Genomic DNA, 13,171 nt, shown 5'->3' with positions numbered 1-13,171 from the left:
AAATATTTATGTCTTTTTCTGAGAGAAGAAATACAACCCGTTGGATCATTATTTTTATTTCCTTTTTAATCATTTCTTTGATTCTCTGGAACACTTATACTTTTTTCCAAATCTTTAAAAACGAAGAACGCCTGAAAATGAATCTTTGGGCCAATGCACAAAAGACACTCGTCAATGCAGATGAAAATACAGATTTAGATTTACCACTTGAAATCATCAACAACAACACCTCGGTTCCTGTTATGCTTACGATGTATGATAAGGTAATTAGCTCTGTAAATGTCCCGGAAGAAGTTCTTCAAAATGACAAAAGCACATTATCCTATCTCAATAATTTAAAAAATGAAAATGAGCCAATCGTTATTGAATATGCTCCCGGAAAACATCAGGAATTGTATTACGGAAATTCGGCATTGATCAACAAGTTGAAGTATTACCCCATTGCCTTATTATTGATTATCTTTTTGTTTGGTGCTTTGATTTATAACTTTTACAGGAGTACCAAAATGGCAACTCAAAATAAACTTTGGGCTGGAATGGCAAAAGAAACAGCGCATCAGATCGGGACACCTCTATCATCCTTAATTGGCTGGGTTGAGATCTTGAAAACGGAAGAAATCGACTCCTCTATTACCCTTGAGATCGAAAAAGACATTGAACGTTTGCAGACCATTACAGATCGTTTTTCTAAAATTGGATCAGTTCCTGTTTTGGAAGAGAAAGATATTGTTGCCGAAACGCTGAATACCTATAAATATCTGCAATCCCGTTTTTCAAAACAAGTTACGTTCTCTTATCATGCGCCCCAACAAAGTATTTTGGCAATGATAAATCCAACGCTGCACAGCTGGACGATTGAGAATTTAATTAAAAACGCGATCGACGCCATGAAAGGAAAAGGAACTCTGGACCTTCAAATTGAAGAAGATTCACAGCATGTAAAAATTAATGTAAAAGACTCCGGAACAGGAATTTCTAAAAAGCAGTTCAAAACTATTTTCGAACCCGGTTTTACGACCAAAAAACGTGGTTGGGGTCTGGGACTTTCTTTGACCAAGAGAATCGTTGAGGAATATCATGGCGGAAAAATAAAGGTTTTACATTCTGAAATTGGAAAAGGAACTACATTCCAGATTTCACTAAATAAAAAAATGCAGTAAGGAAATCTTACTGCATTTTTTTTTGAATGTAAAATCGAACAAAGTCGATATTTTATACTGCTCTTTAAATTTAAAGATTTGCCTGAATACTTTTAGCCAGAGCTTCAAATTCTTCTTTAGAAAGTGAAACCTTATTCTGGAATCGCATTTCATCCATTTCATTTAACGGAATCAAATGTACATGCGCGTGAGGTACTTCTAAACCAACAACTGCCATTCCGACTCTTTTGCAGGGAACGGTTTTTTCTAAAGCAATTGCAATTTTTTTAGAAAACTTCATTAGCCCTAAATACAACTCATCTTCGATCTCGAAAATCTTGTCGATTTCTTTTTTTGGAATACAAAGCGTATGTCCTTTTGCATTTGGGTTCACATCTAAAAAAGCCAAATAATTATCGTCCTCAGCAATTTTATAAGCAGAAATTTCTCCGTTTACTATTTTGGTAAATATTGACATTGTTTGTTCGTTTATTGGGTTCATCGTTCAACCGTTTTAACGATCAAACAGTTAAACTTAAAAAATTAGTCTCTGGTAATTTCAAGAATTTCGAATTTCAAAACTCCGTTTGGAACTGTGATTTCAGCTACTTCTCCAACAGACTTCCCTAATAAACCTTTTCCAATAGGAGAGGTTACAGAAATTTTTCCCGTCTTTAAATCTGCTTCACTTTCGGCAACAAGCGTATATTTCATTTCCATTCCGTTGCTTTGATTCTTAATTTTCACATTAGAAAGAACCAGTGCTTTCGAAACATCCAGTTGTGATTCGTCAATTAATCTCGCATTAGAATACACTTCTTCCAATTTAGCAATTCTCATTTCTAGTAGACCTTGTGCTTCCTTTGCGGCATCATACTCGGCGTTTTCAGATAAATCACCTTTATCTCTTGCTTCCGCTATATCTTGAGATGCCTTTGGACGCATTACACTTTTTAAATGCTCCAACTCATCTTTTAATTTTTTTAATCCTTCTGCTGTATAATAAGATACTTTACTCATAACTTCGTCGTTTATATAAATACAAAAAATCCCATCGGGACGGGATTTCTTATTACAAATATACTATTATTTTTAATAGTACATAATTATATGTTAATCATATAGAATTCAAATCTAAATAAATTATTTTTGTTTCACTAATTCTTATTAAAATAATGAAAAAATTCTGGTACTTAATTGTCTTTGTTTCTGTGCTTTTCTCTTGTAGTGATAATAACCGCAGCAATAAAAACCCTTACATTCCAAGTTATGCTGTTAACCTGTCTGTCGATATGAATTTGCCTGCCTATTCCAATCTTAAATTTGTAAGTAATGGTGTAATTGTTCCAAATTACGGTGCAAAAGGAATTATTATTTTTAATACAGGAAGTGGCTACAATGCATTTGATGCTGCCTGTCCTAATCAGGCTGTAACTTCATGCACCGCCATGACTATTGATGGCATAAATGCTGTTTGCTCCTGCGACAAAACGGCCTACAGTTTATTCACCGGATTGGGAGGTAAAGAATATCCCTTAAAACAATATCGTGTAGAAGTAACCGGAACAGTGATTCACGTTTACAATTAAAAAAACCAAAAGCCTGAAAAAATAATTTTTCAGGCTTTTCTATTTTTCTTAGAATTTCAATGTTAATCCCGCTAAGAAATTAATCCCGGCCTGAGGATAGTAGTAGGGATAAACGTCCCACATTGCTCCATTAGAAACATATTTTTTATCCAGAATATTGTTTACCAAACCTGTAACTAAAATCGATTTGAAAACAGATTTTGGCTTGATCTCATAAGAAACATTCAAATCGTTCACAAAATAATCCGCCAGTTTAGCAGCCGGCAATTCAATATTGTTCATGTATTGCTCTCCTACATATTTTTGTAATAACGAAATATGTAAACTTTGAATCGGACTGTATACAATAATATTCCCGGCAATAACTGACGGTGAATAAGCGATATCAGTTGTCCCATAATGTGTGCCTTCAACCGCAAGATCAATATTTTTATTATTACTTAAAGTGAAGTTTGGTCTAAGAATTATTTTTTCAGAAAGTTTTATTGTAGCATCAACTTCTAAACCTAAACGGTAGCTTTTTTCGGTATTCGCACGAATTGGAGCTCCAACATCGTCCAGTCTTCCGGTTAAGATTAATTGATCTTTATAGGCCATGTAATAAACATTCGAATTCAATTGAAATTTATCCGAATTAAATCTCCATCCTAATTCAAAATCATTTAGTTTCTCAGGCTTTACATTCCCGCCTTCATAATCGGTTCTGTTAGGCTCACGATTGGCTCTGGCGTATGAAAAGTAAAGGGTGTTTTTTGAGTTGATTTCATAATTCAAACCTGCTTTCGGATTAAAGAAATCAAAGCTGTCATCCACTAATCCTGTATCTTTACCATTCGCTTTATACTTTACATTTCGGTATTGTAAATCACCATAAAAACTTAGTTTTTCTGTGAACTGATAATTTGCTTTTGCAAAAATATTCCCGTCCGTTTTAGTCGAAAAATCATCGTAATAATGATCTCCTGGCAGGACTAGAGAAGAATTCCTTGCCCAAATTACTTTACCAAAATGAGAACCCTCGTATTTATTCCAGCCGCCACCTACGATTACATCTAGTTTTTCTGCTGCATATTTTACTGAAAAAGTTGTCCCGTAAAAATCATTGTCCAACCATTTCTGACGAATTAAATCGGTTCCGGGAACTAATTCACCAAGATCATTCTCTACCATTTTAGTGGGCTGAATTGGTCCATAACCTGCCACAGGTTCATTGTATTTAAAGTTTTCGTAGAATCCCTGTCCTTTAGTATAATGAACGGCTAAATTGCTGCTCCATTGATCAGAAATTGATTCACTCCAATGCAATTGATAATGGTTTTGTTTGTAATTATCAGTTTCATTATCATAAAAATGAACGTTTCCTGCTTCATCTTTATATTTTCCGGCTGAATTATAGGTACGATCTGAGTTTAGTTTTTCAACATCAATACCATTCCAGGACTGGTATGTTTTTTCGGTTCCTCCAAAAACCAGAGCCTTAATCAAAGTCGTTTTACCTACATAAGTTCCCTGAAGAAAATACGATTTTAGATCTGAACTTGCACGATCTACATAACCATCGGATTTGATGGTAGACAAACGTCCCGCCAGCTCAAAATGATCGTTTAATAAACCTGTACTGAATTTCACCGTATTTTTATTTGAATTGAAACTTCCGTAAGAACTTGAAATTTCTCCACTTGCTTTTGTAGCATAATTATCTGTCAGCATGTTCAAACTGGCTCCAAAAGCAGAAGAACCATTGGTAGAAGTTCCAACTCCTCGCTGCAACTGTAAACTTTCGACAGAAGAAGCAAAATCGGGCATATTTACCCAAAAAGTTCCCTGACTTTCGGCATCATTGTAGGGAATTCCGTTAATGGTCACGTTTACTCTGGTAGCATCGCTACCACGCACCCTGATTCCGGTATACCCTATTCCGCCTCCTGCATCAGAAGTAGTAACCACCGACGGCAGATAGTTCATCAGGATTGGAATGTCCTGACCTAAATTTCTAAATTTAATGTCTTTTTTATCGAGATTACTAAAACTTACCGGAGTTTTGGTTGTAACACGAACTGCCGAAACTAAAACATCATCCAGTTTATTGACTTTAGTAGAGTCCTGCTCTTGCGCGAAAGAAAAAAGAGAATAGAAAATAGAAAATAGAAGTAAGAAAATAGATTTTTGGTTCAATTTCGAACCTTTGTAATTTTGTGCCTTAGCACCTAAAATAAAAGTTTTCATCCGTAAATAATTACGAATAAAAGGGGGAATTATTCTTTTTGTTAAATTAATAAATGTTTCACGACAAAGTATAGTGTATACGCTAAAATTGTCGTCTTTCCCTTAGCGACATTACTCGCTCAGGTTCTTTGGGTATGATCTCAGCTCGTTATTTAGAGCACCCCTTTGAGACAGTGCAAATGTAATGTTAAAAAATCCAATTTTCAAATTCCAAATTCCAATTTTTGACAATGAAATCTAAACGCTATAATTGGAATTTGGTATTTGAAAGAGTTGGTGTTTAATCTAAATTAGGTCTCTTTCTGGATTGTTTTATTTCTGAGACATTTTTTTTATCCTTGATTCGTTTTTTAATTACCGATTTCGGAATCTTAGTTGCTTTACGAACTTTAGGAACATGCAATCCTTTTTTAATTACTTCTAAGAATCGTTTTATGACAATATCTTTGTTTTTAAGCTGACTTCTGTCTTCATCACAATTTAAAATCAGAATATTTTCCGTTGTTAAACGGGCTCCGATATTCTTTTGCAAAAGGAGTTTTTCTTCTTCAGATAAAGCCTGAGACAAATTCATATCAAAAGTCAGAACAACTTTTGATGATACTTTGTTTACATTTTGCCCTCCAGCACCGCTGCTGCGTACTGCTTTAAAACTTAACTCTGATATGATTTTTTCGACCTCCATTATTGTGGCTGATGTGCTGCTTTTAATAAATCATTTACTGTTTTCACGGGATTAAAAGTAATTAATGGCACTGCGACAAAAATAGTCAGCCAATTGGCCATTGCTCCGTTCCACAATCCTGGGAGTTCATAACTTTTCACTACTCTGCCTTCAACACTTTTTTCTACAATAAAGCCTGTTTTTTGATCTACAAATTGCAGTAAATCAAACTTTTCATTTTTGTAATTTTTAATTCCGCATACTAAATCAACAGGGTTAAAATGAGTTGCCGAAGTCAGAATTTCCTGTTGCTTTTTATTAGTTAGATCTATTTGTGAAGCTTCTACGATCTGAAGTGAAACCGATCCTTTATCATTCATTACCCAAAATGGCCCACCACCCGGTTCTCCTTCATTTTTCACCATCCCGCAAACACGAATTGGTCTGTCTAACAAATCTTTAATCTTACTGATTTTATTTTCAAAAGTAAATTTACTAAAATCACTATTCAATTCAACATTCAGCTTCTTCAATAAAAAAACAATGATCTCTTCAAGGCCTTCTTCTTTTACCTCCTGCTTTTCAATTGCATCTAAATAACCAAAAACCTTTTGTTGAACTTCAAGTAAAACTCCTGCCAATGCTTTCTTATACAAAGCAATTTGATCAATATGATTCTGAATTACATTATCAATATTTTTCACAAAAACAATATCGGCATCCAGTTCATTTAGATTCTCAATTAAAGCGCCATGTCCTCCAGGTCTGAAAACTAGTCTATTATTCTTATCCCGAATCGGGCTATTTTTAGCATCTACACAAATCGAATCTGTGCTTTTATTTTGATAGGAATAAGAAATGTCTATTTTGATTCCTGAATCTGCTTCCACTTTTTCTTTAAGAACTTCAACTTCATTTTCAAACAGATTTTGATGTGCTTCCGAAACGGTAAAATGCAAATTAGAAACCTGATTTGACGTTGCATAATGCGCACATTCATTCAAATGTTCTTCGATTGGATTCGCTATATGCGTTTTGTATTGATGAAAAGGCAAAACTGCCTTTGGCTTATTGGCAAAGTCGTAATAAGCTGAAGACAATAATGTTTTTATAAAATAATAATTTTTATAATCTCTGTCTAAAACTTCAAAATCAGGATAAATCTCCCTAAGATCTTTATCCAGAGCCTCAAAAAAAGGAAACTTATCCATCGCTACAATAAAAATAGATAAATCACTATCTTTTTTTCTATTGATATAAGCATTTATCGTTTCTTTTTGAATGTCAAAATCATTCAAAAAAGCACTTAAAAATTTAAACATTCTGCTTGCTGCACCCGAGGCCGGAACAAACTTTTTAAGTTTTATCTTCGATTTTTGGACATCAAAAAAAACAGCTTTTTCTTCAAATTCAGCTTCTGACAAGCTTAGAATACCATTAGCAGTTGTAGCTGGGCTAATTAAATTAGATTTTGTTATTCCATTTTTAAAAATTTGCAATTGCTGCAAAATCTTCTCAAAAGGAATTCCATGCTCGTACATCTGAACGAAATCTTCTGATGAGAAACCATGTTGTTTTGCAACAGCCAATTGCTCGACAATTGCTACTGCTTTGGCCAAACGGCTTTCTTTATCTCCAGAAAGGGTTATATAAGGTTTTTCAGTATCAATAAGCGTTTGCTTGAAAACAGAAAACACTGTCTCCCGACCTTCTGCAGTATCCCGGAGATCGTCCTTTTCCCATGGAACATCAATGTCTGTTAAGAAAAATAAATCGTATTCATGCTCTAATGCCGCCTCATTTAAAAGCGGATCACAAAAACCATAGTACATTTCAGAAAAAACCTTTGTTACCATTAAGTTGGTATCGCAAAAAAGATATTTTCGGGACAACGCGAGCTTTTGATTTTCTAAAGCTACTTGTCCGTATGCAATAGGCAGCATATCATCGGCTACACAAATGTGCTGGTTCTCTTCCCATTTTTCCTGCAAATAATCACGTGCAAATTCAGGAACCCATTCGGTATCATAATATTCTGCAAGTTGTTTTGCTAAGGTAGTTTTCCCTGTACTTTCAGGACCAAATAAAGCAATTTTTATGATAGCTGTTTTTTGCTGTCTAAGATTTTTCTCCATTCTAAATAAGCTGAAATAGCCAAAATTGTAAAAATTAAATATTGAAGTGACAACATCCCTAAACCGCGATAAGCGTAGAGAGGTACTACAATAATATCACCAATGATCCAAAGCGTCCAGTTCTCGATCTTTTTCTTCGCCATATACCACATTCCTGCAAAAAATATTCCTGATGAAATCATATCGACATAGTTGTCATTTCTAATTTCATAATCAAAATATTTATAAATGCCGAAAACTACAAAAACAGTTATAAAAAACAACATTATTCCAATTATTTTTTCGTTTGCATTTGTACGTGTTATAGGCAAATTATCTTCTATCGTTCCTCCTTTGGCCCATACGTACCAACCATAAATACTCATTATAGAAAAATATCCATTGATGATCATATCACCGATATAACCTGCAACATACAAGAGATAAACCGAAATAACGGTGGCGATCAAACCTGTCGGATATACCCATATATTTTCTTTTTTTGCAAACCACACACTCAAAATACCGCAGATAAAAACTAAAAACTCCAGCGCAATATGCCATAATGGGGCGTTTTTATAACTGTCCAGAAAAAAATCAATCATAATCGAATTGGTTATTTTGGGTTGATTTTATTTTATAATTCAAAAAAATGACTGTCGTTTTCAAAAGCGGTTCCAATAACCACTAAATCTGCTCCCGCGTTATAAGCGTTTTGAATTCCGTGCAAATCTACAATTCCTCCTCCAACAATTATAGGTATCTCGACATTTTGGGCAATTAACCGCACCATTTCTAACGGAACTGCTTTTTTTGCACCGCTTCCTGCTTCTAAATAAATCAATTGGTTTCCTAACATCTCTCCGGCCTGTGCTGTGGCCAAAACCAGATCAAAATTATCCCGATCCAGTGGTTTTGTTTTACTTACGCGTGCTACAGCCGTTTCATTCCCGCTTTCAATCAAAATATAACCTGTCGAAATGACTTCCAGATTTGTTTTTTTTAGAATTGGAGCGGCCTGAACCTGATACTCTATTAAATAATCCGGATTCCGGCCTGATAACAAAGATAAGAACAAAATAGCATCTGCCTGAGGTGAAATCTGTGAGGGATCACCCGGAAATATAACAACGGGTAAATTGGTTTCTTGTTTTAATTTTGAAATTAAATCTTCTAAAATTCTTGCCTTTACAATACTTCCTCCCACAAATATATGTGTTGCCGGAGATTGATTTATTTTAAGCAATAAATGATCTAAATTTTCCCAAACAATCTTATCCGGATCTAACAAGATGGCCAGTAATTTTTGACCATTACTTTTAGCTTCCAGAATTTCTTGCCGTATAGTGAGTAATTTTTGTCTCATAATGGGCGTAAAAGTAAAAGTTTTTTGATGCAGAAGAACTATTTTGAATGAATTATATTTGTGTTATATCTAAACAAAATTATGATCGCAACTGATCTGTTGAAAAAATACGGTGCTCTAAAAAAGTCTTTCGACAAAAATGAAATTATTTTTGAAGAAAATAACCTGCCAACGCATTATTACCAGATTGTTTCCGGTGAAGTAAAAATGAGTAATTATAACGATGACGGACGCGAGTTTATTCAGGGTATTTTTTATAAGGAACAGTCTTTTGGAGAACCTCCTTTATTTTTAAACCAAAGTTATCCCGCAAATGCCATCGCGGTTGAAGCCTCAGAAGTGTTGCTGCTTACAAAAAGTAGCTTTATGAAACTGCTGGAAGAAAATCCCGGTGTCAGTCTTAGAATAATCGAAAATCTGGCTCAGCGTCTGTATTATAAATCGGTTATGGCAGCTGAAATATCAACGCAAGAACCGGAACATCGCATTTTAAAATTAATCGATCATGGAATTGCTTATTTCAATTTTAAAAAAAACGAGAATGGCTACCTCATCAATTTTACGAGACAACAAATTGGAGATCTAACCGGTTTACGCGTCGAAACGGTCATCAGAACCATAAAAACTCTGGAGAAAAAGGGTGTTTTAAAAATTATAAATAGAAAAGTATACCGATAAAATAATTCAGTTTTTATGATTTAAGTCATAAAATACATCTCTATAGTGCCTGTACCTTTGTAGTATAAAAACTTCAATATCATGACACTATATCAAACAACATTCGAAAATTTCAATAAAAACTATATGGGTTCTGCAGCAATGGCTGTAATTGGTCAAAGCTGCTTAGGTGGTGCTGCGGCAATGTATGTTCTGGCTAACGGAACATCAATACCTCAAATGATACAACTTGCCATTATTGTTTTAGCTTGTGTTTTTGCAAATACTTCTATATTGGCACAAATGAAGCACAAAACTGTTTTTAACCTTATTATTGCAAGTGCACTTTTAAGTGTCTTTTTTATTCTATTAAATAGTTTTATTCTATGAGAAAACAAATAGAGAACCGGGCAGATGTCGAATTTTTGGTACATCAGTTTTACACTAAAATAAGAGCCGATGAAGAAATCGGCTTTTATTTTAATACCATAATCAAAGACTGGGACGCGCATTTAGAGAAGCTGACCGATTTTTGGGAAACCAATTTATTCGCAGTCAAAAAATACAAAGGCAATCCACATGCAGTACATAATGAAGTTGACTCGCATTTTGAAGGAAAAATCACTTCAAATGAATTTGGAATCTGGCTGAACTATTGGTTTCAAACTTTAGAGGAACATTTTGAAGGCGAAAATGCCGAAACGCTAAAACGACGTGCCAGAAAAATGGGGACGTTTTTATTTATGAGTATGTTTGAGCACCGAAAAAAAAATGAGTGAGGTTTATTTAGAAAACTTAAATTAAGTTTATTTTTTGTCAATTTCGACGCGAAGAGAAATCACACTAGAAGCCCGACAAAGATTAGCGACAATATAGAACACGGATGACGCCGATTCGCTTTGCGAAAACACAGATTAAAATGGATTTCATCAACTCTACCTTGTCATTTCTGTAAATAACAAAATCGAGATCAAACCTTGGGATTTGGGTTTTATTCATTAAAATTTCAATCAAAAACTATTTCTCAAAAGCATATACCAAAGTAAAATCCTGCCCTGAAGCATCTGATTTAATTTCTTTGTAATGCACATCAAAATCTTTGACCAAATTGTCAAAATGCAGACTCGCTTCTGTTTGATTTTTGGTAAGGGAAAAGTCTCCTACTTTTATATGGTCTTTAAAACTGATTCCTTTTTCGTTTCTGATTTTAAAAATAGCTTCTTTTGCGCCCCAGATAATGGTGAGTTTTTTTATATATTCTTCTAAAACATTAGGGTTTAAATAATCAAATTCACCATCGACAAATTTGTCGGCGATTCGAAGAATCTTTTCGCGTTGCAATTCCATATCGATTCCTACTCTTTCATCGCTAATTATAATGGCTGCAAAATCATGTGAATGTGTGATTGAAATATGATTGTGACAATTAAAGTATGGTTTTCCAAATTCGTCATAATGCAAATCCTGATCTGTAAAGCCCATTTCCTGAATCAACATGCGAACGCTCAGAAAGGCACGTTGATGCATTTGAGATTTCATTCCGTTCAACCGTAACTGTGTTTTTTCTTTTAAAACTACTTTGCTCACTAACTCCTCAAATGATTCGGTTATGTGCCAAACTAAGATTTTGGTCGTTTCGTTGAATTGTATGGTTTGAAATAAAGGCATTCTTCTTTAATTATGGGTTGTGAGTTATGAGTTGTTTTCCTAAATTGAAAACGAAATTTCTTATTTAACGTCTCGTCTTTTAGCCCTGATGGAAACGGCATCCTTTTGTGGCGGGGTTCGACACAAAAGATATAGTGGACAGCAGGATTAGCTTCTAAAAAAAATAATCAACTAATATTCTAGAGATTAAGAAATTAAACATTTCACAAATCTGACAGAAAGTAGTCAAAATTAAAAACCTATTCCGTAAATTTGCAAAAATTTTACAATTACAAATATACTATAAATGAGTACTACAACTACGCCTTTTGTGGCTTTCAAAGTAAAAGACATCTCTCTAGCGGCTTGGGGAAGAAAAGAAATTGAATTGGCTGAAGCTGAAATGCCAGGTTTAATGGCACTTCGTGCTGAATATAAAGATGAACAACCTCTTAAAGGTGCTCGTATCGCTGGATGTTTACACATGACGATTCAAACTGCTGTTTTGATCGAAACTTTAATTGCTCTTGGTGCTGAAGTTACTTGGTCTTCTTGTAACATTTTCTCTACTCAGGATCAGGCTGCTGCTGCTATTGCTGCTGCGGGAATTCAGGTTTATGCATGGAAAGGTCTTGATGAGCAATCATTTGACTGGTGTATTGAGCAAACTTTATTCTTTGGTGAAGACAGAAAACCATTGAACATGATTCTTGATGATGGTGGAGATTTAACTAATATGGTTATTGACCGTTTCCCTGAATTGGTTCCTGGAATTAAAGGATTATCTGAAGAAACTACAACGGGTGTTCACAGACTTTACGAAAGAGTAAAAGCCGGAACTTTACCAATGCCTGCAATCAACATTAACGACTCTGTTACTAAATCTAAATTTGACAATAAATATGGTTGTAAAGAATCTGCAGTTGATGCTGTTCGTCGTGCAACTGACTTAATGTTAGCTGGAAAAAGAGTTATCGTTTGTGGATACGGTGATGTTGGAAAAGGAACTGCTGCTTCTTTTAGAGGTGCAGGATCTATTGTAACTGTTACTGAAATCGATCCAATTTGTGCTTTACAAGCTGCAATGGACGGTTATGAAGTTAAAAAATTAAACACTGTAATTGCTAATGCTGATATCATCATTACAACTACTGGAAATAAAGATATCGTTCTTGGAGAGCACTTCGAGCAAATGAAAGACAAAACTGTTGTTTGTAACATTGGTCACTTTGATAACGAAATTGATATGGCTTGGTTAAACAAAAACCACGGTGCATCTAAAATCGAAATCAAACCACAAGTTGACAAATATACTATCGCTGGAAAAGATATTATCATTCTTGCTGAAGGTCGTTTAGTAAACCTTGGTTGTGCTACAGGTCACCCAAGTTTTGTAATGAGTAACTCATTTACAAACCAAACTCTAGCTCAAATCGAATTATGGAACAACAGCGCTGCTTACAACAACGACGTTTACATGTTACCAAAACATTTAGATGAAAAAGTTGCTGCTTTGCACTTAGCTAAATTAGGAGTTGAATTGGAAACTTTACGTGACGATCAGGCTGCTTATATTGGTGTTCCGGTTGAAGGCCCTTTCAAACCAGAGTACTACAGATACTAGTAAATTTTAGATTGAAGATTTCTGATTTTAGATTTCTTTAATTACATATTCAAACCCGACAGGTTTTTAAAAACTTGTCGGGTTTTCTTTTTTTAACCTTACAATTATTCAGATGTTTTATCATAATTTTTATAATAAACATTTA

Annotated in this window: 14 protein-coding genes; 6 read left to right on the top strand and 8 right to left on the bottom strand. The window is 34.5% G+C overall.

Annotated features, from left to right (window positions below; translation table 11 throughout):
* Window positions 1-8 precede the first annotated feature (8 nt).
* Window positions 9-1,160, top strand: coding sequence for a sensor histidine kinase (locus AC3IS6_RS08025; protein ID WP_489164416.1), 1,152 nt, complete (start codon window positions 9-11; stop codon window positions 1,158-1,160).
* 70 nt (window positions 1,161-1,230) lie between these two features.
* Here AC3IS6_RS08025 and AC3IS6_RS08020 read toward each other — a convergent pair whose 3' ends face one another.
* Together AC3IS6_RS08020 and greA are read right to left on the bottom strand one after the other, a co-directional pair.
* Window positions 1,231-1,641: an HIT family protein gene (locus AC3IS6_RS08020; protein ID WP_489164415.1), complete on the bottom strand. Its 411-nt coding sequence runs from the start codon at window positions 1,639-1,641 to the stop codon at window positions 1,231-1,233.
* Window positions 1,642-1,682: 41 nt separating this feature from the next.
* Complete coding sequence (gene greA, locus AC3IS6_RS08015) at window positions 1,683-2,159, bottom strand: transcription elongation factor GreA (RefSeq protein ID WP_017497969.1); 477 nt, start codon at window positions 2,157-2,159, stop codon at window positions 1,683-1,685.
* Between the two features lie 155 nt (window positions 2,160-2,314).
* Here greA and AC3IS6_RS08010 point away from each other — a divergent pair, with 155 nt between their 5' ends.
* On the top strand, window positions 2,315-2,728 hold the full coding sequence (locus tag AC3IS6_RS08010; RefSeq protein WP_489164414.1) for a Rieske (2Fe-2S) protein: 414 nt from the start codon (window positions 2,315-2,317) through the stop codon (window positions 2,726-2,728).
* A gap of 48 nt (window positions 2,729-2,776) precedes the next feature.
* On the opposite strand, the gene AC3IS6_RS08005 is transcribed toward AC3IS6_RS08010, so the two are convergent.
* The 5 genes from AC3IS6_RS08005 to AC3IS6_RS07985 all read right to left on the bottom strand — a co-directional run bounded on the left by AC3IS6_RS08005 (window position 2,777) and on the right by AC3IS6_RS07985 (window position 9,098).
* Entirely contained in the window at window positions 2,777-4,954 is a 2,178-nt protein-coding gene (locus AC3IS6_RS08005) for a TonB-dependent receptor (protein WP_489164413.1), read from the bottom strand.
* A gap of 280 nt (window positions 4,955-5,234) precedes the next feature.
* Window positions 5,235-5,639 (bottom strand): alternative ribosome rescue aminoacyl-tRNA hydrolase ArfB, encoded by a 405-nt coding sequence (gene arfB / locus AC3IS6_RS08000; RefSeq protein ID WP_489164412.1) that lies wholly within the window; start codon window positions 5,637-5,639, stop codon window positions 5,235-5,237.
* Window positions 5,639-7,753, bottom strand: a complete 2,115-nt coding sequence (locus AC3IS6_RS07995) for a DUF4301 family protein (RefSeq protein ID WP_489164411.1) — start codon at window positions 7,751-7,753, stop codon at window positions 5,639-5,641. The genes arfB and AC3IS6_RS07995 overlap by 1 nt, the downstream gene beginning before the upstream one ends.
* On the bottom strand, window positions 7,714-8,337 hold the full coding sequence (gene pnuC / locus AC3IS6_RS07990; RefSeq protein WP_489164410.1) for a nicotinamide riboside transporter PnuC: 624 nt from the start codon (window positions 8,335-8,337) through the stop codon (window positions 7,714-7,716). Before pnuC ends, AC3IS6_RS07995 begins: the two co-directional genes overlap by 40 nt.
* 32 nt (window positions 8,338-8,369) lie before the next feature.
* The gene (locus AC3IS6_RS07985; protein WP_173967965.1) at window positions 8,370-9,098 is read right to left on the bottom strand and encodes a phosphoglycerol geranylgeranyltransferase; all 729 of its coding nucleotides are present in this window, start codon (window positions 9,096-9,098) and stop codon (window positions 8,370-8,372) included.
* Between the two features lie 81 nt (window positions 9,099-9,179).
* Here AC3IS6_RS07985 and AC3IS6_RS07980 point away from each other — a divergent pair, with 81 nt between their 5' ends.
* The 3 genes from AC3IS6_RS07980 (at window position 9,180) to AC3IS6_RS07970 (ending at window position 10,534) form a co-directional block, all read left to right on the top strand.
* Window positions 9,180-9,776: a Crp/Fnr family transcriptional regulator gene (locus AC3IS6_RS07980; RefSeq protein WP_489164409.1), complete on the top strand. Its 597-nt coding sequence runs from the start codon at window positions 9,180-9,182 to the stop codon at window positions 9,774-9,776.
* 81 nt (window positions 9,777-9,857) lie between these two features.
* Window positions 9,858-10,145 (top strand): hypothetical protein, encoded by a 288-nt coding sequence (locus AC3IS6_RS07975; RefSeq protein WP_017497977.1) that lies wholly within the window; start codon window positions 9,858-9,860, stop codon window positions 10,143-10,145.
* The gene (locus AC3IS6_RS07970; protein WP_489164408.1) at window positions 10,142-10,534 is read left to right on the top strand and encodes a group III truncated hemoglobin; all 393 of its coding nucleotides are present in this window, start codon (window positions 10,142-10,144) and stop codon (window positions 10,532-10,534) included. Before AC3IS6_RS07975 ends, AC3IS6_RS07970 begins: the two co-directional genes overlap by 4 nt.
* 238 nt (window positions 10,535-10,772) lie before the next feature.
* Here AC3IS6_RS07970 and AC3IS6_RS07965 read toward each other — a convergent pair whose 3' ends face one another.
* Window positions 10,773-11,423 carry a 4'-phosphopantetheinyl transferase family protein gene (locus AC3IS6_RS07965; RefSeq protein WP_489164407.1) on the bottom strand — a complete coding sequence of 217 codons (651 nt, stop codon included), beginning with the start codon at window positions 11,421-11,423 and terminating at the stop codon, window positions 10,773-10,775.
* 286 nt (window positions 11,424-11,709) lie between these two features.
* On the opposite strand from AC3IS6_RS07965, the gene ahcY reads away from it, so the two are divergent.
* The gene (gene ahcY, locus AC3IS6_RS07960; protein ID WP_263762677.1) at window positions 11,710-13,026 is read left to right on the top strand and encodes an adenosylhomocysteinase; all 1,317 of its coding nucleotides are present in this window, start codon (window positions 11,710-11,712) and stop codon (window positions 13,024-13,026) included.
* Window positions 13,027-13,171 lie beyond the last annotated feature (145 nt).

The organism is Flavobacterium sp. KH_035 (genome assembly GCF_057839565.1).
This window is presented reverse-complemented; position numbering and strand designations above follow the sequence as displayed.

Coding starts and splice junctions, on each gene's coding strand:
- AC3IS6_RS08025 (WP_489164416.1), top strand. CDS start 9: ATGTCTTTTTCTGAGAGAAGAAATACAACCCGTTGGATCATTATTTTT.
- AC3IS6_RS08020 (WP_489164415.1), bottom strand. CDS start 1,641: ATGAACCCAATAAACGAACAAACAATGTCAATATTTACCAAAATAGTA.
- greA (WP_017497969.1), bottom strand. CDS start 2,159: ATGAGTAAAGTATCTTATTATACAGCAGAAGGATTAAAAAAATTAAAA.
- AC3IS6_RS08010 (WP_489164414.1), top strand. CDS start 2,315: ATGAAAAAATTCTGGTACTTAATTGTCTTTGTTTCTGTGCTTTTCTCT.
- AC3IS6_RS08005 (WP_489164413.1), bottom strand. CDS start 4,954: ATGAAAACTTTTATTTTAGGTGCTAAGGCACAAAATTACAAAGGTTCG.
- arfB (WP_489164412.1), bottom strand. CDS start 5,639: ATGGAGGTCGAAAAAATCATATCAGAGTTAAGTTTTAAAGCAGTACGC.
- AC3IS6_RS07995 (WP_489164411.1), bottom strand. CDS start 7,753: ATGGAGAAAAATCTTAGACAGCAAAAAACAGCTATCATAAAAATTGCT.
- pnuC (WP_489164410.1), bottom strand. CDS start 8,337: ATGATTGATTTTTTTCTGGACAGTTATAAAAACGCCCCATTATGGCAT.
- AC3IS6_RS07985 (WP_173967965.1), bottom strand. CDS start 9,098: ATGAGACAAAAATTACTCACTATACGGCAAGAAATTCTGGAAGCTAAA.
- AC3IS6_RS07980 (WP_489164409.1), top strand. CDS start 9,180: ATGATCGCAACTGATCTGTTGAAAAAATACGGTGCTCTAAAAAAGTCT.
- AC3IS6_RS07975 (WP_017497977.1), top strand. CDS start 9,858: ATGACACTATATCAAACAACATTCGAAAATTTCAATAAAAACTATATG.
- AC3IS6_RS07970 (WP_489164408.1), top strand. CDS start 10,142: ATGAGAAAACAAATAGAGAACCGGGCAGATGTCGAATTTTTGGTACAT.
- AC3IS6_RS07965 (WP_489164407.1), bottom strand. CDS start 11,423: ATGCCTTTATTTCAAACCATACAATTCAACGAAACGACCAAAATCTTA.
- ahcY (WP_263762677.1), top strand. CDS start 11,710: ATGAGTACTACAACTACGCCTTTTGTGGCTTTCAAAGTAAAAGACATC.